Origin of the sequence: Streptomyces cirratus, from assembly GCF_014650775.1 — a bacterium.
GTDB lineage: Bacteria > Actinomycetota > Actinomycetes > Streptomycetales > Streptomycetaceae > Streptomyces > Streptomyces cirratus.
In genome coordinates this window covers 725,415-744,525 of record NZ_BMVP01000001.1, presented here as the reverse complement: position 1 = coordinate 744,525, position 19,111 = coordinate 725,415, and the positions used below count along the sequence as shown (strand labels likewise).

Annotated in this window: 12 protein-coding genes; 10 read left to right on the top strand and 2 right to left on the bottom strand. The window is 72.1% G+C overall.

Annotated features, from left to right (window positions below):
• The first annotated feature begins 32 nt into the window (after window positions 1-32).
• The 10 genes from IE207_RS03395 (at window position 33) to galE (ending at window position 14,966) form a co-directional block, all read left to right on the top strand.
• Window positions 33-1,553, top strand: a complete 1,521-nt coding sequence (locus IE207_RS03395) for a CYTH and CHAD domain-containing protein (RefSeq protein ID WP_190182455.1) — start codon at window positions 33-35, stop codon at window positions 1,551-1,553.
• Between the two features lie 114 nt (window positions 1,554-1,667).
• Window positions 1,668-3,593 (top strand): TIGR03960 family B12-binding radical SAM protein, encoded by a 1,926-nt coding sequence (locus tag IE207_RS03390; protein WP_190182454.1) that lies wholly within the window; start codon window positions 1,668-1,670, stop codon window positions 3,591-3,593.
• 106 nt (window positions 3,594-3,699) lie between these two features.
• Window positions 3,700-4,545, top strand: a complete 846-nt coding sequence (locus IE207_RS03385) for a hypothetical protein (RefSeq protein WP_190182453.1) — start codon at window positions 3,700-3,702, stop codon at window positions 4,543-4,545.
• A 127-nt stretch (window positions 4,546-4,672) separates the two neighbouring features.
• Window positions 4,673-5,452 (top strand): TIGR03936 family radical SAM-associated protein, encoded by a 780-nt coding sequence (locus tag IE207_RS03380; protein ID WP_190182774.1) that lies wholly within the window; start codon window positions 4,673-4,675, stop codon window positions 5,450-5,452.
• 233 nt (window positions 5,453-5,685) lie between these two features.
• Window positions 5,686-9,666 carry an Rne/Rng family ribonuclease gene (locus tag IE207_RS03375; protein ID WP_190182452.1) on the top strand — a complete coding sequence of 1,327 codons (3,981 nt, stop codon included), beginning with the start codon at window positions 5,686-5,688 and terminating at the stop codon, window positions 9,664-9,666.
• Window positions 9,667-9,935: 269 nt separating this feature from the next.
• Window positions 9,936-10,256: a 50S ribosomal protein L21 gene (gene rplU / locus IE207_RS03370; RefSeq protein ID WP_030159347.1), complete on the top strand. Its 321-nt coding sequence runs from the start codon at window positions 9,936-9,938 to the stop codon at window positions 10,254-10,256.
• Between the two features lie 13 nt (window positions 10,257-10,269).
• The gene (gene rpmA / locus IE207_RS03365; protein WP_030013081.1) at window positions 10,270-10,524 is read left to right on the top strand and encodes a 50S ribosomal protein L27; all 255 of its coding nucleotides are present in this window, start codon (window positions 10,270-10,272) and stop codon (window positions 10,522-10,524) included.
• Between the two features lie 179 nt (window positions 10,525-10,703).
• Complete coding sequence (gene obgE / locus IE207_RS03360; RefSeq protein ID WP_190182451.1) at window positions 10,704-12,149, top strand: GTPase ObgE; 1,446 nt, start codon at window positions 10,704-10,706, stop codon at window positions 12,147-12,149.
• A gap of 58 nt (window positions 12,150-12,207) precedes the next feature.
• Window positions 12,208-13,845 carry a glycosyltransferase family 2 protein gene (locus IE207_RS03355; protein WP_190182450.1) on the top strand — a complete coding sequence of 546 codons (1,638 nt, stop codon included), beginning with the start codon at window positions 12,208-12,210 and terminating at the stop codon, window positions 13,843-13,845.
• A gap of 119 nt (window positions 13,846-13,964) precedes the next feature.
• Window positions 13,965-14,966, top strand: coding sequence for a UDP-glucose 4-epimerase GalE (gene galE / locus IE207_RS03350; RefSeq protein ID WP_190182449.1), 1,002 nt, complete (start codon window positions 13,965-13,967; stop codon window positions 14,964-14,966).
• A gap of 70 nt (window positions 14,967-15,036) precedes the next feature.
• On the opposite strand, the gene IE207_RS03345 is transcribed toward galE, so the two are convergent.
• On the bottom strand, window positions 15,037-16,230 hold the full coding sequence (locus IE207_RS03345) for a glycosyltransferase (RefSeq protein ID WP_190182448.1): 1,194 nt from the start codon (window positions 16,228-16,230) through the stop codon (window positions 15,037-15,039).
• Complete coding sequence (locus tag IE207_RS03340) at window positions 16,227-19,097, bottom strand: bifunctional glycosyltransferase/CDP-glycerol:glycerophosphate glycerophosphotransferase (RefSeq protein ID WP_190182447.1); 2,871 nt, start codon at window positions 19,095-19,097, stop codon at window positions 16,227-16,229. Before IE207_RS03340 ends, IE207_RS03345 begins: the two co-directional genes overlap by 4 nt.
• Window positions 19,098-19,111 lie beyond the last annotated feature (14 nt).

Genomic DNA, 19,111 nt, shown 5'->3' with positions numbered 1-19,111 from the left:
CGTTGTGATCCGTTCAGGGCTACGTTCGAAGCATGGCGGACACGAAACGAGAGATCGAACGCAAATTCGAGTTCACTTCGGCCGCGACGAAGCGGCTGCCGGACCTGACGGGCACGGCCGGGATCACCGCCGTGCGCCGTCAGGGCACCGCCCGACTCGACGCCGTCTACTACGACACCCCTGACCTGCGGCTCGCCGCCGACGGCCTCACCCTGCGCCGCCGCACCGGCGGCGCCGACGAAGGCTGGCACCTCAAACTCCCCGTCTCCCCGGGCGTCCGCGACGAGATCGCGGCCCCGCTCGGCGACGACACCGTCCCCCGCCCCCTCGCCTCCCTCCTGCGCTCGCGCACCCGCGAAGCCGAACTCGCCCCCCAGCTCCGCCTGCTGTCCAAGCGCAAGGTCACGCACCTCCTCGACGCCGACGGGACCCTGCTCGCCGAACTGAGCACCGACACGGTCACCGCCGAGCGCGGACCGGCCACCGCCGCCTGGACCGAAGTCGAGGTCGAACTCGCCGACGGCACCGACCCGGCGCTCCTCGACGCCGTCGAGAAGGTGTTTCGCAAAGCCGGCCTTAAGGTCAGCGACGCCCCCTCCAAACTCGCCCGGGCCCTCGCCGAGACGGGCGCCACCCCGCCGGCCCGCCCCGCACCCGGCCCCGCCGACGACACCGCCGGCGCGCGCGTCCTCGCGTACCTGCGCGAGCAGTGCGAGGCCCTGATCACTAAGGACCCCGCCGTACGCCGCGACCTGCCCGACGCCGTCCACCAGATGCGCGTCGCCACCCGCCGGATGCGCAGCGCCCTCGCCACCTACCGCAGCGTCCTCGACCGCACGGCCACCGACCCGCTGCGCGCCGAGCTGCGCTGGCTCGCCGCCGAACTCGGCGTCGACCGCGACCAGGAAGTGCTCCGGGAACGGCTGCTCACCCGGCTCGGCGAACTCGACGTCACCCTGCTGCTCGGTCCCGTCCGCGCCCGCCTGCGCATATGGGACACCGTCCGCCGCACCGAATCGCGCCTGCGCGCCCTCTCCGCCCTCGACAGCGAGCGCTACCTGACCCTCCTCGACTCCCTCGACGCCCTGCTCGCCGATCCGCCCCTGCGCAAGGCCGCGGGCCGCCCCGCCGCGAAAGTCCTGGCCAAGGCGGTACGGCGCGACCACGACCGGCTTGCCCGCAGGGTGGAGCGGGCCCTCGCCCGGGACGCCGGCCACAAGCGCGACCTCGCCCTGCACGAAGCCCGCAAGGCGGCCAAACGCGCCCGTTACGCGGCGGAAGCCGCCGCCCCCGCGCTCGGCAAGCGCGCCGAGCGCCTCGCCAAGGCCACCAAGAAGGTGCAGACCCTGCTCGGCGACCACCAGGACGGCGTCGTCGCCCGCGACGCCCTGCGGGGCCTCGCCGTCCAGGCCGCCGGGGCGGGGGAGTCCGCCTTCACCTGGGGCCTGCTGTACGGCCGTGAGGAAGCCCTCGCCGAGCGGTACGAACGGAAGCTGCCGAAGGTGTGGGCCAAGACGGCCCGCCGGGGCGCCGCCTTCGCCCGCGGCCGGTGACGGGAGCGGTGACCGTGGAGCGATGATCGTGGAGCGGTGATCATCGCGGCGGGGGGCGGCCGGGCCGCGCGGTACGCTTGAGAGTCGCCCCCCTGCCCGCTTCACGAAAGTCGCGTGATGTCCGAGTCGGTCTTCCCACAGCTCGAAGCGCTGCTCCCGCATGTGCAGAAGCCCATCCAGTACGTCGGTGGTGAGCTCAACTCCACCGTCAAGGCGTGGGACGAGTGCGACGTCCGCTGGGCGCTGATGTATCCGGACGCGTACGAGGTCGGTCTGCCCAACCAGGGCGTCATGATCCTCTACGAGGTGCTGAACGAGCGGGAGGGCGTGCTCGCCGAGCGCACCTACAGCGTGTGGCCGGACCTCGAAGAGCTGATGCGCGAGCACGAGGTCCCGCAGTTCACCGTCGACTCCCACCGCCCCGTCGGTGCCTTCGACGTCTTCGGGCTCTCCTTCTCCACCGAGCTCGGCTACACCAACATGCTGACGGCGCTGGACCTCGCGGGCATCCCGCTGGAAGCCCGCAACCGTACGGTCGACCACCCCATCGTGCTCGCCGGCGGCCACGCGGCCTTCAACCCCGAGCCGATCGCGGAGTTCATCGACTGCGCCATCATCGGCGACGGCGAGCAGGCCGTTCTCGACATGACCGAGATCATCCGGACCTGGAAGGCCGAGGGCCGCCCGGGCGGCCGCGAGGAAGTCCTCCTGCGCCTGGCCAAAACCGGCCAGGTCTACGTCCCCGGCTTCTACGACGTCGACTACCTGCCGGACGGCCGCATCGCACGCGTCGCCCCGAACCGGTCGGGCGTCCCGTACCGGGTCTCCAAGCACACCGTCATGGACCTCGACGAGTGGCCGTACCCCAAGCAGCCGCTGGTCCCGCTCGCCGAGACCGTCCACGAGCGGATGTCCGTCGAGATCTTCCGCGGCTGCACCCGCGGCTGCCGTTTCTGCCAGGCCGGCATGATCACGCGCCCCGTGCGGGAGCGAAGCATCACCGGCATCGGCGAAATGGTCGAGAAGGGCCTCAAGGCCACCGGCTTCGAGGAGGTCGGCCTCCTGTCGCTGTCCTCCGCGGACCACACCGAGATCGCGGACATCGCCAAGGGCCTCGCGGACCGCTACTCGGACGACAAGGTGGGCCTGTCCCTCCCGTCGACCCGCGTGGACGCGTTCAACGTGGACCTGGCCAACGAGCTGACCCGCAACGGCCGCCGCTCCGGCCTGACCTTCGCCCCCGAGGGCGGATCCGAGCGGATGCGCAAGGTCATCAACAAGATGGTCTCGGAAGAGGACCTCATCCGCACCGTCGCCACCGCGTACGGCAACGGCTGGCGCCAGGTGAAGCTGTACTTCATGTGCGGCCTGCCGACGGAGACCGACGAGGACGTCCTGCAGATCGGCGACATGGCGGTCAACGTCATCGCCAAGGGCCGCGAGGTCTCCGGCCAGAACGACATCCGCTGCACGGTGTCGATCGGCGGCTTCGTCCCGAAGCCGCACACCCCCTTCCAGTGGGCCCCGCAGCTGTCCGCGGAAGAGACGGACGCCCGCCTGACGAAGCTGCGCGACAAGATCCGCGGCGACAAGAAGTACGGCCGCTCCATCGGCTTCCGCTACCACGACGGCAAGCCCGGCATCGTGGAAGGCCTCCTCTCGCGCGGCGACCGCCGGATCGGCGACGTCATCCGCGCGGTCTACGAGTCCGGCGGCCGCTTCGACGGCTGGCGCGAGCACTTCTCCTACGACCGCTGGATGCAGGCGGCGGAGAAGACCCTGCCCGCCTACGGCGTGGACGTGGCCTGGTACACCACCCGCGAGCGCACGTACGAAGAGGTCCTTCCCTGGGACCACCTCGACTCGGGCCTCGACAAGGACTGGCTCTGGGAGGACTGGCAGGACGCCCTCGACGAAACCGAGGTCGACGACTGCCGCTGGACCCCCTGCTTCGACTGCGGCGTGTGTCCTCAGATGGACACGCAGATCCAAATCGGCCCGACGGGCAAGAAGCTGCTGCCGCTGTCGGTCGTGAAGTGACCTGAGTTCGCGCTCTTGGACGTGCCCCCCACCGGATCCGGTGGGGGGCACGTTCATTGGGCCCCTTCGCCGCAACGGGCGGAGGGTTTCGTGTGTCCTTACAGGTATGGAACTCGACAAGCGACAGCACGCGGAGCCCGGTGACGGTTGCCTGGTGGGGGTCGTCCGGGTGCCCGTCAAGATCGTGGCGCTGATCGTCGTACTGCCCGTACGGGTGGTGTGGGATCTGCTCGTCGCCTTCGGGCGGGGCGTGCGGCGTCATGTGCTGGGGCCCCTTTTCGTGTACGTCCTCCGGCCGGTGCTGCGCGGCATCGCGTGGGCGCTGACCGTGCTGCTCAAGCTGGTGTTCGTCTGGCCCTGGGCCGGGTTGTGGCGGTTCCTGGTGGAGCCGGTGTACCGCCATCTGCTCGCTCCGGGCGGCCGGTTGCTGTACGAGCACCTGCTCCGTCCGCTGGGGAGGGCGCTCTCCCGGACCGGCCGGGGCCTGCTGTGGCTGGGCGGGGTCCTCTACCGGTACGTGCTCACTCCCGTCGGACACGCGTGCGCGTGGACCGGAACGGTGCTGTGGCGGTACCTGCTGCGACCCGTCGCGCTCGGGGCGTACCGGTACGTGCTCACGCCGCTCGGCCGGGCGCTCGTCTGGGCGTGGCGCGTCGCCGGCCTGGGCGTACGGACGGTGTGGCGGGCGTTCCGGCTGATCGGGTGGGTGCTCGTGGGATGGCCCCTGTCGCGGGTGTACCGGCATGTGCTGACACCGGTCGGACATGTCGTACGAGAGGTGTGGCGCACCGTCCGCGCCACCGTCCGCGAGGTCCGGGCCGACGTGCGGAAGGTGCTGTTCGGGGGCCCCGGCCGGGAACCGGGGAGGTCACGGGCGCGTACTCTGGGTAGTACGACAGCCGTGGGTGACACGCCCGCCCGCGAGACCCCCCTGCGCGCGCCGCAGGGGTGAGCCGCCGGGCGGAGAGTGGCCCGCCGGCCCACCAGACCTCAGGGCGACGCGCGAGCCGCGGAGCCCCGCACAAGGAGAAGAACCACTGGGCAAGCGACAGCCCGAAGGCCCGCCCCCCGCACCGGTGGTGCAGCGCATCCGACTGCGCTACACCAAGCGCGGCCGCCTCCGGTTCACCAGCCACCGGGACTTCCAGCGTGCCTTCGAGCGGGCTCTGCGCCGCTCCGAGGTGCCCATGGCGTACTCGGCCGGCTTCACCCCCCACCCCCGGGTCTCGTACGCGAACGCCGCGCCCACCGGCACCGGCAGTGAAGCCGAGTACCTGGAGATCGCCCTCGCCGAGCCCCGCGACCCCGCGATGCTCCGCGAGCTGCTCGACGAGTCGATGCCGGTCGGGCTCGACATCGTCGACGCCGTCGAGGCCCGGACCTCCGGGCTGGCCGAACGGCTCACGGCCTCCGTGTGGGAGCTGCGCCTGGACGGCGTCGACCTCGCGGACGCCGAGCGGGCCGTGACCGCCTTCCTCGACGCCGAGACCGTCGAGGTCCAGCGCCGCACCAAGAACGGCATCCGGACCTTCGACACCCGAAGTGCGGTGGTCAGCCTCGAAGCGCATCCCGCTCCGGTTGATAGGCCACTGGACAATGCCTGTGCGATACTGCGGCTGGTTGTTCGGCATCTGACACCTGCCGTGCGACCCGACGACGTCCTGTCCGGTCTCCAAGCTGTGGCCGACCTGGCGCCGCCGGTCCCCGCAGCGGTGACCAGGCTGGCGCAGGGGCTCTTCGACGAGGAGTCCGGCACGGTGACCGACCCGCTCGCGCCCGACCGCGAGGCTGTCACGGCCGCCCCACCCACGGCCGCCGTAGCAGCCGACGCGAAGGCGCCGGAAGGTCCCGCCGCGTAAGGATCGTCGTCGTCGCGCCGCCCTGGCACCCGGGAGCCAACCGGGTCGGGCAGCGCACAGACCTGAAGACTTCCGCCAGGCCGTACCGACAACGTGTACGGAACCGGCGGCCACGAACTGAGCTCCCGTGTGGCGAACGCGCCCCGGAGGCCGGCTCCACGCCCAACGCGCGGAGCCGTGCCGGACCGGATGTCAGCCGCGGCGCCCGGGAGCGTGACGGGAGAACCGCCCGCATGCTCGAGAACGAAACCGAGAACACCAACCCCTCGGCCGCCGGCCAGGCCGACAGCGGAACCCCGAGCGACAGCCTGCCGCCGCGCAGGCGTCGTCGTGCCGCGTCCCGGCCCGCCGGGCCGCCCGGTGCCGCTGCCGCCGAGACCGCCCCGGCCGCCGCGCCTGCCGCGGCTCCCGCCGAGGAGGCCGCTCCGGCCGCCGCCCCGGCCCGTGCCCGCCGCCGCGCGACCCGCGCCGTGGCCGCTCCGGCCGCCGACACCGTGGCCGAGGTGGTGGTCGAGGCTCCGGCCGCCGCCGCCGCCCCCGCTGCCGCCGCCGAGGGCGTTCCCGCCGTGGAGGAGACCGCCGCTGCTCCCGCGCCGCGTGCCCGTCGCCGTGCGACCCGCGCCGTGACGGCCCCCGAGGCCCCGGCCGCCGAGGAAGCCGTGCCCGCCGTGGAGGAGCCCGCCGCCCCGGCCCCGCGTGCCCGTCGCCGTGCGACCCGCGCCGTGACGGCCCCGGAGGCCCCGGCCGCCGAGGAAGCCGTGCCCGCCGTGGAGGAGCCCGCCGCCCCGGCCCCGCGTGCCCGTCGCCGTGCGACCCGCGCCGTGACCGCCCCGGAGGCCCCGGCCGCCGAGGCCGCCGCAGCCCCCGCGCCCGCCGCCCCGGAGCCGGTCGCCGCCAAGGCCACCGTCACCGTCGCCGACGCCGTCGACTCCCCGAAGCGCGGCGGGCGCCGCCGCGCCACCCGCTCCGCCGCCCCGGCTGCCCCGGCCGCGCCCGCCCAGCCCGCGGCCGCCGCTCCCGCCGCCGAGACCGAGGCGCCCGCCGCCCCGGCCCCCTCGCGTGGCGGCCGCCGCGCCGCACGTCCCGCCGTGGCCGTATTCCAGGCCCCGGTGTTCGCCGAGCCGATGTTCCAGACCCCGGAGACCGCCGCCATGGCCGCCGCGGCCGCTGCCGCCGCCTCCCGGGCCGAGGAAGCCGAGGAGGCCGAGGAGGAGCCCGAGGCCGAGGTCGAAGCCGCTGCACCCGCCGCGCAGCCGGCCGGCCGTCGCCGCCGCCGTGGCCGTGGCGCCGTCGAGACGGCTCCGGCCGCCGAGTCGGCCCCCGTCTCGCTGGCCGACGTGGAGATGCACGAGGCCGAGGAGCCCGAGGCGGAGGCCGAGACCGCCGACCTCGACGACGAGGAGGGCGACGGCGAGCGTCCGTCGCGTCGCCGCCGTCGTGGTGGCCGTCGCCGTCGCCGCGGTGAGGCCGCCGACCTGGACGAGTCCGCCGAGGACGAGGCCGAGACCGAGGCCGCCGAGCAGGAGGCGGAAGAGGACGAGGAGCCCGCCGAGGAGGACGACGAGGAGAGCGGCGCCCTCGGCTCCAGCTCCAGCCGTCGCCGCCGTCGTCGTCGCCGTCGCAGCGGTGACAGCGGTACGGACGTCGAGGCGTCCGAGGACGACGGGGTCCGTACCGTCGTCAAGGTCCGCGAGCCCCGTCCGGCCCGCGAGAAGGCCGAGCCGTCCGACGAGGTGCAGTCCATCAAGGGCTCGACCCGTCTGGAGGCGAAGAAGCAGCGCCGCCGCGAGGGCCGCGAGCAGGGCCGCCGCCGCGTCCCGATCATCACCGAGGCCGAGTTCCTGGCCCGCCGTGAGGCCGTCGAGCGCGTGATGGTCGTCCGCCAGGCCGGCGAGCGCACCCAGATCGGCGTCCTCGAGGACAACGTGCTCGTCGAGCACTACGTCAACAAGGAAGAGGCCACCTCGTACGTCGGCAACGTCTACCTGGGCAAGGTCCAGAACGTGCTGCCGTCGATGGAGGCCGCCTTCATCGACATCGGCAAGGGCCGCAACGCCGTCCTGTACGCCGGTGAGGTCAACTTCGAGGCGCTGGGCATGGCCAACGGCCCGCGCCGCATCGAGTCCGCCCTCAAGTCGGGCCAGTCGGTCCTGGTGCAGGTCACCAAGGACCCGATCGGCCACAAGGGCGCCCGCCTGACCAGCCAGGTCTCGCTGCCCGGCCGCTACCTGGTCTACGTGCCCGAGGGCTCGATGACCGGCATCAGCCGCAAGCTGCCCGACACCGAGCGCGCACGCCTCAAGACCATCCTCAAGAAGATCGTCCCCGAGGACGCCGGCGTCATCGTGCGCACCGCCGCCGAGGGCGCGAGCGAGGACGAACTGCGCCGTGACGTCGAGCGTCTGCAGGCCCAGTGGGAGGACATCCAGAAGAAGTCGAAGCAGATCACGACGTCTTCGCCGAGCCTGCTGTACGGCGAGCCGGACATGACCGTCCGTGTTGTGCGCGACATCTTCAACGAGGACTTCTCGAAGGTCATCGTCAGCGGTGACCAGGCGTGGGAGACCATCCACGGCTACGTGTCCCACGTGGCGCCGGACCTCGCGGACCGGCTCTCGCGCTGGACCTCCGAGGTGGACGTCTTCGCGACGTACCGGATCGACGAGCAGCTCGCCAAGGCGCTCGACCGCAAGGTGTGGCTGCCCTCGGGCGGCTCCCTCGTGATCGACAAGACCGAGGCGATGATCGTCATCGACGTCAACACCGGCAAGTTCACCGGTCAGGGCGGAAACCTGGAGGAGACCGTCACCAGGAACAACCTGGAGGCGGCCGAGGAGATCGTGCGCCAGCTGCGGCTGCGCGACCTGGGCGGCATCGTCGTCATCGACTTCATCGACATGGTGCTGGAGTCGAACCGGGACCTGGTGCTGCGCCGCATGCTGGAGTGCCTGGGCCGTGACCGGACCAAGCACCAGGTGGCGGAGGTCACCTCGCTGGGTCTGGTGCAGATGACCCGCAAGCGGGTCGGCCAGGGTCTGCTGGAGTCCTTCTCCGAGACCTGCGTCCACTGCAACGGCCGCGGCGTGATCGTGCACATGGACATCCCGACCGCGGCGGGCGGCGGCGGCAACGGCAAGCGTGCCAAGCGCCGCGGTGGCCGTGGTCACGAGCACGACCACGAGGTCGAGTCCGTCGGCACGGCCCTGTCGGTCGACGCCGACGAGTACGAGGCCGAGACGGAGGCGGAGGTCGCGGCCGAGGTCGCGGCTCCCCGCGCGCTGCCCGAGCCGGAGTTCGTCGCGGGCGAAGAGCTGTACAGCAGCCCGGCCGAGGCGGAGGCCGCCGCGGGTATCAGCGGTCGGCGCAACCGTCGCCGTGCCACCCGTAAGGCGACCGCTCCGGCGGGCGCCCCGCGGGGTACGGCAGCCGTCCCGGCGCAGGCCCCGGCCGAGGTGGCCGCCCCGGTGACCCCGGTCATCGAGGAGGAGCCGGCGCTGGAGCCGGCCGACACCGTCCTGGAGCCGGCTGCCGAGGTCGTCGAAGAGGCCGTGGAGGCCTCCGACACGGTCGTGGCCGCGCCGGTGGAGGAGGCCCCGAAGGGCCGTACGCGTCGCCGTGCGACCCGTAAGGCCACCGCTCCGGCGGGCGCCCCGGCGGCTTCGGCCGAGCCGGAGGTCGTGGTCGAGGCCGTGGTCGAGGCGGCGCCCGCGCCGGTGGCCGAACCGGTCGTCGAGCCCGAGCCCGAGCCGGTCGTCGCCGAGGCACCGGCGGAGCCCGTGGCCGAGGCCGCTCCGGCCCGTCCGCGCCGCCGTGCGACCCGCAAGGCCACCGCCCCGGCCGGTTCCCCGGCGGGCGCGGCCGAGGCGGCCGTGCTGGTCGTGGAGACGCCGTCGGCGGAGCCGCAGGCCCCGGCCGAGGCGCCGGTGGAGGCGGAGCCGGCCGAGGAAGCCGCTCCGGTCGTCAAGAAGGCCGTCCGCAAGACGGCCGCGAAGAAGGCGACGACGGCCACCGCGGCCAAGAAGGCGGCGGCGAAGAAGGCCCCGGCCAAGAAGGCGGCGGCCACCAAGACCGCGGCCGCGAAGAAGACGACCGCCAAGAAGGCCGCCACGGGCACCACGGCGGCCAAGAAGGCCCCGGCCAAGCGGGCGACGAAGAAGACGGCGGCGGCCGAGCAGCAGACGCCCCCGTCGGTCTCGGCTCCCACCGAAGCCTGATCCGTCGTACGGCCTCGGGCCCCGCCGCTCGGCGGGGCCCGAGGCCTTGCGGGGCCGGTTTGACCCCCCGGAACCTGCCCCGTAACCTAGACCGTCGGCATGTCCTAGATGATTTCCACGTCTAGTGCGCGTCGCGCTCCTGAGCACCTTCCTCCGGCCGGGCACCGCCCGCAGGAGAGGCCGCTCGTCCATTCCGGATCACCGTGGGCCCCGGCCCATGTGAGCGGCTGGCTTCAGGAGCATCCGTCCCGAGTGAGAGAGAGATCCGCGTGTACGCCATCGTGCGCAGCGGTGGTCGCCAGCACAAGGTTGCTGTTGGTGACATCGTTGAGGTTGACAAGATTTCCACTGCCAAGGTTGGCGACACGGTCGAGCTCTCGACCCTGCTCGTTGTCGACGGCGACGCCGTGACCAGCGACCCGTGGGTGCTGGCCGGGATCAAGGTCCAGGCCGAGATCGTGGACCACCACAAGGGCGCCAAGATCGACATCCTGCGCTACAAGAACAAGACCGGCTACCGCCGTCGCCAGGGTCACCGCCAGCAGTACACGGCGATCAAGGTCACCGGTATCCCCACGGCTGCGAAGTAAGAGGGACTGAGACATGGCACACAAGAAGGGCGCATCGTCCACCCGGAACGGGCGCGACTCCAATGCCCAGCGGCTCGGCGTGAAGCGCTTCGGCGGTCAGGTCGTTTCCGCCGGCGAGATCCTCGTCCGCCAGCGCGGCACCCACTTCCACCCGGGCTCGGGTGTCGGTCGTGGTGGCGACGACACGCTGTTCGCGCTGCAGGCCGGTTCGGTCGAGTTCGGCACGCACCGTGGCCGCAAGGTCGTCAACATCGTTCCGGCCGCCTGATCTCAGCTCTGCTGAACAGGCGTACGTAACTTCCCGAGGGCGGATCTCAGCTCTTCCCGGCGCGAGCCGGGAAGAGAGGTCCGCCCTCGGCGCGTTGGTCATATAGACCACGTTTAATGGGCAGTGGTAGCAATACGGACTGCCCGGGACATTTCCCGTATGTATCTGGAGGAACACCCATGACCACCTTCGTGGACCGCGTCGAGCTGCACGTCGCCGCGGGTAACGGGGGCCACGGCTGCGCCTCCGTTCACCGGGAGAAGTTCAAGCCCCTCGGCGGCCCCGACGGCGGCAACGGCGGCCGTGGCGGCGACGTCATCCTCGTCGTGGAGCAGGCGATCACGACCCTGCTCGACTACCACCACAGCCCCCACCGCAAGGCCACCAACGGCAAGCCCGGCGAGGGCGGCAACCGCTCCGGCAAGGACGGCCAGGACCTGGTCCTGCCCGTGCCGGACGGCACCGTCGTCCTCGACAAGGAGGGCAACGTCCTCGCCGACCTCGTCGGCCAGGGCACCACGTACGTCGCCGCCGAGGGCGGTCGCGGCGGCCTCGGCAACGCCGCGCTGTCCTCCGCGCGCCGCAAGGCGCCCGGCTTCGCGCTGCTCGGCGTCCCCGGCACCACCGGCGACATCGTCCTGGAGCTCAAGACCGTCGCCGACGTGGCGCTGGTCGGCTTCCCCAGCGCCGGCAAGTCCTCGCTGATCTCGGTGCTCTCCTCCGCCAAGCCGAAGATCGCCGACTACCCCTTCACCACCCTCGTCCCGAACCTGGGCGTCGTCACGGCCGGCTCGACCGTCTACACGATCGCCGACGTCCCGGGCCTGATCCCGGGCGCCAGCCAGGGCAAGGGCCTGGGCCTGGAGTTCCTGCGCCACGTCGAGCGCTGCTCGGTGCTGGTGCACGTACTGGACACCGCCACCCTGGAGTCCGACCGCGACCCGATCGCGGACCTCGACGTCATCGAGGAAGAGCTCAAGCTCTACGGCGGCGGCCTGGAGAAGCGCCCGCGGCTCGTCGTCCTCAACAAGGTCGACATCCCGGACGGCCAGGAGCTCGCGGACATGGTCCGCCCGGACCTGGAGGCGCGCGGCTACAAGGTCTTCGAGGTCTCCGCGGTCGCCCGTACGGGTCTCAAGGAGCTCTCCTACTTCCTCGCCGAGGTCATCGCGAAGGCGCGTGCCCGCAAGCCGAAGGAGGAGGCGACCCGCATCGTCATCCGCCCGAAGGCCGTGGACGACGCCGGCTTCACCGTCACCTACGACGAGGTCGAGGACGTCTACAACGTGCGCGGCGAGAAGCCCGAACGCTGGGTCCGCCAGACCGACTTCAACAACGACGAGGCCGTCGGCTACCTCGCCGACCGGCTCAACCGCCTCGGTGTGGAGGACGCCCTCAAGAAGGCCGGTGCCCGCGCCGGTGACGGCGTGGCCATCGGATCCGACGAGAACGCCGTCGTCTTCGACTGGGAGCCGACCATGATGGCCGGCGCCGAGATGCTGGGCCGCCGTGGTGAGGACCACCGCATGGAGGCCCCGCGCCCGGCCACGCAGCGCCGCAAGGAGCGGGACGCCAAGCGCGGCGACTCCGCGCAGCAGGAGTACGACGAATTCCGTCCCTTCTGACGGTGGCTGACCGGTCCTGTTGAGGTGGCCTTTACCCGTGTCGCCTAGGATCCACTGGGTGACCAGCACCAATGCCGCCACCGTTTCCGTCGTGGTGATCGCGTACAACGACGCCGGGCTCGTGGGCGAGGCCGTTACCTCGGCTCTCGCCCAGGGCCCGGTGGTCGCCGAGGTCCTCGCCGTCGACGACGCCTCCTCCGACGGCACCGCGAGCGTGCTGGACGAGCTGGCAGCCCTGCACCCCCGGGTCAAGGTCCTGCACCGCGCCGAGAACAGCGGCGGCTGCGGGACCCCGCGCAACGACGGGATCGCGGCTGCGACCGCCCCGTACGTCCTGTTCCTCGACAGCGACGACGTCCTGCCGCCCGGGGCGGCCGACGCCCTGGTGAGCGCCGCGAGGGAACACAAGACGCCGGTCACCGTCGGCGCGTGCGTACGGCGCGAGCTGCCGCAGCACCAGGACGTGCCGTGGGCGGCGAACCTGTACACCCCGGGTGACGTGATCGAGCGGCCCGCGGAGCGGACCGGGCTGGTCCGCGACACCCTCTGCGTCAACAAGCTCTACGAGCGCGCTTTCCTGGACGAGCACGCCATCCGCTTCCCCGACGGCCGCTTCCGCTACGAGGACTTCGTCTTCACCGCCCGCGTGCTCGCCGCGGAGCCGCGCATCGCGGTGATCGGCGACCTCGTCTACGTCTGGCACGTGCGCCGCGACGCCGCGCGGGTGTCGATCTCCCTCGACCGCAAGGACGTCGGCAACTGGGCTTCGCGCATCGAGGCCCACCGCACCGCGTCCCGGATCCTCACCGAGTCCTCGCCGGAACTGGGGCACGCCTGCCAGGTCAAGTTCCTGGAGTACGACCTGCGCATGTACCTGCGCGAGATCGGCCGGGACCCCGAGTACCAGGCCGCCTGGTGGACCCTGACGCGGGAGTACCTGGCCGGCTTCGCCGACTCCGACATCGAGGCCGCGGGGGCGCACGCGCGCTGGATCGTACGGGTGCTGCGGGCCACCGCGACCCCGCCCGCCGACCTCGCGCGACTCGCCCGCTTCGCCGCCGAACCCCCGCGCCTGGAGCCGCCCTACGCGACCTCCGCCGCCGGGCTGCCGGTGTGGAGCGAGGAACTGCCCGTGGAGCTGGACGGCCTGGCGGAACTGCCGACGGACGGGCTGCCCGTCACTATCGACGCCCGGGCGGCGGGTGTCGCGGGGCTGCGCCTGCGGGTGCACGACCTGTACGGGCGCCTCGCCGCCGCCGGGCCGCGCACCGCCCGGCCGGTGTTCCTGCCGCGTTCGGGCGGGGAACCCGTACGGGGAGAGCCGGTGGAGCTGCGCCCGGCCGAGGACGGCGACGGCTGGGTCTGCGACGTGCCGTTCCGCCTCACCACGATCGCGGAGGCCGGACGGCGTCAGGGCCGGCGCGGGATGCAGGCCTGGGGCGTGCAGATCGGCGTGGAGTGTGCCGACGGTAGCTCCCTGATCACCTCTCCGCGCCCCCTCGACGGCCTGCTCCGCCGACGCGTGCTCCTCAGCAGCCGGTACGGTGTTCTGCTGGCGCAGCCGTACCGCACGGGCGGCGGTTCGCTGGCGGTCCGGCTCGCGCCGGGCGCGGCGGGTGCGCTGAGCTTCGTGCGCAACCGGCTCGGCAGGGCCACGGCCAGGGTGAAGGCCAAGGCCGCGGTGCGGTCGGACTGACCGGCACGGCAACGAGGCGTGGTCGGCAGGGACCGGAGGCGGTCGGCACGGAACCGGAACCGGCCGGCGCGGCAAGACCCACAGGATCCACAGGACAGACAGGACTCGGGAGACTAGGCATGACATTTCTGATCACCGGCGGCGCCGGGTACATCGGCGCCCACGTCGTCCGCGCGATGCTGCTCGCGGGCGAGAAGGTCGTCGTCATCGACGACCTTTCCACGGGCGACGAGAGCCGTGTGCCGGAGGGCGTGCCGCTGGTGATCGGCTCGGTCCTGGACCGGCTGACCCTCGACGAGACCATCGCGCAGCACAAGATCACCGGCGTGGTGCACCTCGCGGGCAAGAAGCAGGTCGGCGAGTCCGTCGAGAAGCCGCTGTACTACTACAACGAGAACGTGCAGGGCCTGACGGTCCTGCTCCAGGCCGTCGCCGCCGCCGGCATCCGCAACTTCCTCTTCTCCTCCTCCGCCTCCGTCTACGGGATGCCCGACGTCGACCTGGTCACCGAGGACACCCCCTGCCTGCCGCTGAGCCCGTACGGCGAGACCAAGCTGGCCGGCGAGTGGCTGGTCCGCGCCGCCGGCAAGGCCCACGGCATCTCCACGGCCTGCCTGCGCTACTTCAACGTGGCGGGCGCAGCGACGCCCGAGCTCGCCGACACCGGCGTCTTCAACCTCGTCCCGATGGTCTTCGAGCGCTACACCGCCGGTGAGGGCGCGCGGATCTTCGGCGACGACTACCCGACCCCGGACGGCACCTGCATCCGCGACTACATCCACGTCGAGGACCTGGCGGACGCCCACGTGGTGGCCGCCCGCAAGCTCGCCGAGTGGGGCGCGCAGGGCCAGTACCAGGACCTCACCGTCAACATCGGGCGCGGCGAAGGCGTCTCCGTGCGCGAGATGGTCGAGCTGATGAACGCCCACACCGGGCACGACCTCGCTCCCGTGGTCACCCCCCGCCGCCCCGGCGACCCGGCGAAGGTCGTCGCCTCGGCGGACAAGATCGCCGCGGAGCTGGGCTGGAAGGCCAAGCACGACGTCCGCGAGATGATCACCTCCGCCTGGGCGGGCTGGGAAGCCAACCGCAAGGGTGCCCTCGACCCCGCCGGACGCTAGCCGTTCCGTACGAAGCCGCCCGCCCCGGACCAGGTCCGGGGCGGGCGGCTTCGTACGCGTCAGAGGCCGGTCAGCGCTCCAGGAAGGAGAACAGCTCCTCCCAGCGATCGGTGATTTCGGCGCTGGAGTACCGGCGGACATCGCGGAACGCGGTGTCGCCCAGCCGGTCGCGCAGACCGCCGTCGGCCATCAGCACGTCCAGGTGCCCCGCCAGCTCCATCGTGTTGCCGAGCCGGGCCAGCAGCCCGTCCTCACCGTGCCGCACGATCTCCCGCACGCCCGGCGCGCAGTCGAAGGCGGCCACCGGCAGGCCCGCGGCCATCGCCTCCAGCAGCGTGATGGGGAACCCCTCGGCCCGCGAGGCCTGCGCGAAGACCGAAGCCCCGCGCAGCGCACCCAGCACGTCGTCGGTGCTGCCCATCCACCGCACGGACTCCTCGATCCCGAGTTCGGCGGCGTGCGCCCGCAGCTTCGGCTCCTCCACGCCCGCCCCGTAGATCCGCAGGACCCAGTCGGGGTGGCGCGGCGCGGCGTCCGCCCAGGCGTCGAGCAGCAGGTCCATGCCCTTCTCGAACGCGAGGCGGCCCACGCTGGCCACGACCTTCTCGGTGCGCGCCGCGGGGGAGTCCGGCATGAACGGCAGCGGGTTCGGCATGCTGTCGACGTTCTGCACGCCCGCCCGGATCCAGAGGTCCGCGTCCTCGGGCGTCAGCACCAGCAGCCGGTCGACGTCCTGGAAGAAGCGGCGTACCCGCTCGCCGCGGGAGGACTTCTGACTCGCCTCGTAGGACTCGTGGCTCATGCCGATGACGGTGAGCCCCTTGGTGTCGGCGAGCGCGACCCACTCCATCGCCCACACCTGCGTGACGATGACCACGGCGCCCGGGCGGGCGGCGCGGAACAGGGTGTTCAGCGTCTCGGCCTTGGCCCGCATCCCCGCGCGGCGGGCCGCCTGACGCCGCCGCTCGGGGGCGTTGAGCCGGCCCTTGAGGCCGGTCAGGCGGCGCGCGGACGGCGGACGGCTCGGGTACAGGGTCGTCGTCTCGTACGGCAGGTTCTCGGGGAACTTCTGCCGCAGCTCCTCCTCGACCGGCGCGATGCCGATGAGGTGCACCCGGTGGCCGCGGTCGGTGAACAGCCGGGCCATCTGGTGCGACCAGGTGGTCACACCGCCGAGCTCGTCCACGCTGTTGGACACGAGGAAGATGTCACGGCCGTCCGGCGCGGACGCGTCGGCCGGTCCGGCGGCGGTCTGCTGGCTCACTTGCCGCTCCTGGTGAAGAACTTCTCGACGATCCGGCGGGCGGCGTCCCCGCGGTCGTACTCGCCGAACTCGGTGAGGAAGCGCTGGCGCGCCTCCGCGTACTTGGCGTCGGCCTCGTCGAAGGCGGAGACGGCCTGCATCAGCTCGTCGGCGGTGGCCACGACCGGCCCCGGCGCCTTCTCCTTGAGGTCGAAGTAGGTGCCGCGGATGTCCGTCGCGTACGCCTCGTAGTCGTAGGCGAAGAACAGCATCGGCCGGTCCAGCACCGCGTAGTCGAACATCACCGACGAATAGTCGGTGATCAGGCCGTCCGCGAGCGCCAGCAGCGGGGTGATGTCGTGGTGCCGGGAGACGTCGATCACCCGGCCCGCGACCGACGGCGGCAGCGAGACGCTGTTGAGGTAGTGCGTCCGCACCAGCAGGACGAAACGCTCACCCAGCCGGTCCGCGAACTCCTCCACGTCGAAGGGGAAGGTGAAGTTCTCCACCGCGCCGTCGGCGGCCGCCCGGAAGGTCGGCGCGTACAGCAGCACCCGCTTGTCCGGGTCGATGCCCAGCTCGGCGGCGAGCGGCCCGCGCACCCGCTCCCCGCTCTGCACCTCGGCGCGGTGCGCCTCGACCAGGGCGTCGTTGCGCGGGTAGCCGCTGCGCACCAGCACCTCGTCGCGCAGCCGGAAGCCCTTGGCGAGGGTCCGGGCGTCGTGCTCGGAGCGGATCAGGAAGTGGTCGAAGCGGTCCACGGCCGCCTGGAAGCGGTCCTGTCCGGCCTTGCCCTGGGCCTTGGTGCGGGGTTCGTGGAAGCCCATCCGCTTGAGGGCGGAGCCGTGCCACGTCTGGATGTACGTGGTGCCCGCGCGCTTGGTCAGCGCCAGGGGGAAGCCCTGGTTGTCGACCCAGAACTCGGCCTGTGCCAGCGCCCGCAGGTACGGCCAGCTCCAGCGGCGGACCAAGGTGGCCTCCTTGGGGAAGCCGGTGGGCTTGGCGCCCGCGTACGACCAGATCGCCTCGAACGGCACGCCCTGGCGCACCATCTCCTCGTAGATCGCCTTCGGGCTGTCGCTGTACTGCTTGCCCATGTGGCTCTCGAAGACGACGGTGCCCTTCTTGAGCGGCAGCTTCGAGAAGACCTCGTGGTAGACCTTCACCTTCTGCTCGCCCGAGCCGATGTTGCGGCGGGCCCGCAGCGCCTTGCGCAGACCGCGTTTGACCACGCCCGCGGCCTTGCCGTGCATCGCGCTGTCGATCAGGGTCCTCGTGCGCTGGGCGGCGGCGCCCTCGGCGGTCAGGACGTAGGAGAGGTTGCCCTTCTTGGTCACCTCCGGCTCGAACCGGTCGGAGACCAGCCGGGTCAGCCGGGGCCGCACGCGCAGCCGGGCCGCCGACTCCAGGTCGACCCCGCCGACCGAGACGCGGGTGGTGATCCGGTCGCCGCCGGCCGTCAACTTGAGCCGGACGTCCCAGACGGCGTCGATGATGCCGAGCGGGCGGACGGTGCTCGCGACGTCGGCGGTCGCGGTCCACTCGATCGTGTCACCGGCGTGGCGCACGGTTGTCGCGGGGAAGCTGAACGAGCGCACCCCGATCTGTCGCCGTGCCCGGAATTCCAGGGTGGCCTTGAGGTCCTGCCCCTCCGCGATGCGGCCGAGCGGGTTGACGACGGCGCCGGACAGCGTGACGGTGCCGCGCCCGTCGTCCTCGTACGAGGTGAGGCGGTTGCCCAGGGACAGCGAGCGGAGCGGGGCGGTGTGGAAGCCCTGCTCGGTGACGTCCAGTATCCGACGGCCCTCGGCGTCGTCTAGGTGCCGGCCACACCAGTAGACGCGGCCGTCGCGCTCGGCCAGCGGGGACGTGAGGCGGCCCTTGTTGGTCATCGCGTCGGCGGCCGGGAGCAGGTTGTCCCAGTCCTCCTTGCCGAGCAGGTAGGCGCAGATGGCTTGGAGGTGGGTGACGCTGTCGTACGCCGCCGGGTCGATGCCGGCCAGGTAGCCGTTGGCCAGGCGGGCGAACTCCTGGCGGTACGCGTCGCCCAGCAGGGGCAGGTCGCGCAGGTGCAGCACCAGGTCGTGCTTGAGGAACTTGGCGTCCTTGGCGGTCTTGATGTCGGTGTGGCCCTTGGCGGCCAGCAGCTCGTCGACGCGGCGGTGGATCTCCATCCGGTGGACGAAGTTCGCGATCTCGTGCCGCCGGTTGCTGATCGACTTCGAGGCCGCCTTCTCCACCACGTTCCAGAAGTAGACGTGGTTGGGGATCAGCGTGATGCGGCGCGCGGCGACGTACGCCTGCGCGGAGAACAGCAGGTCCTCGTAGTGGATGCCGACCGGGAACTCCAGGCCCTGCTCCAGCAGGAACGCGCGCCGGTAGCACTTGTTCGTGGAGAGGGTGTCGTACACCAGCAGGTCCGGGTACTCGGTGATCGACTCCAGCGTGCGGGTGCGGGAGTAGATCCAGGGGTACCACTCGGTGGTCTTGCCCCACCGGTTGTCCAGGTGCACGCGCACGCACATGCCCGAGACGAGGTCGGAGCCGGTCCGCTCGGCCGCGGCCAGCATGTTGCGGCAGGCGTTGCGTTCCAGCACGTCGTCGCTGTCCAGGAACATGACGTAGGTGCCGGTGGCCTGCTGGATGCCGTGGTTGCGGGGCGCGCCGCAACCGCCGCTGTTCTCCGGCAGGCGGAAGGCGCGGACCCTGCCCGGGTGCGCGGCCTCCAGTTCCTGGGCGACCGCGTAGGACCGGTCCTTGCTGCAGTCGTCCACGATCACGACTTCGACCCCGTGCAGGGTCTGGTCCAAAACCGACTGGACGGCTGTCGACAGACGCTCTGCGTCGTTATAGACGATGACGACCACGGAGACGTCAGGCACGTGCACCTCGATCCCTTTGT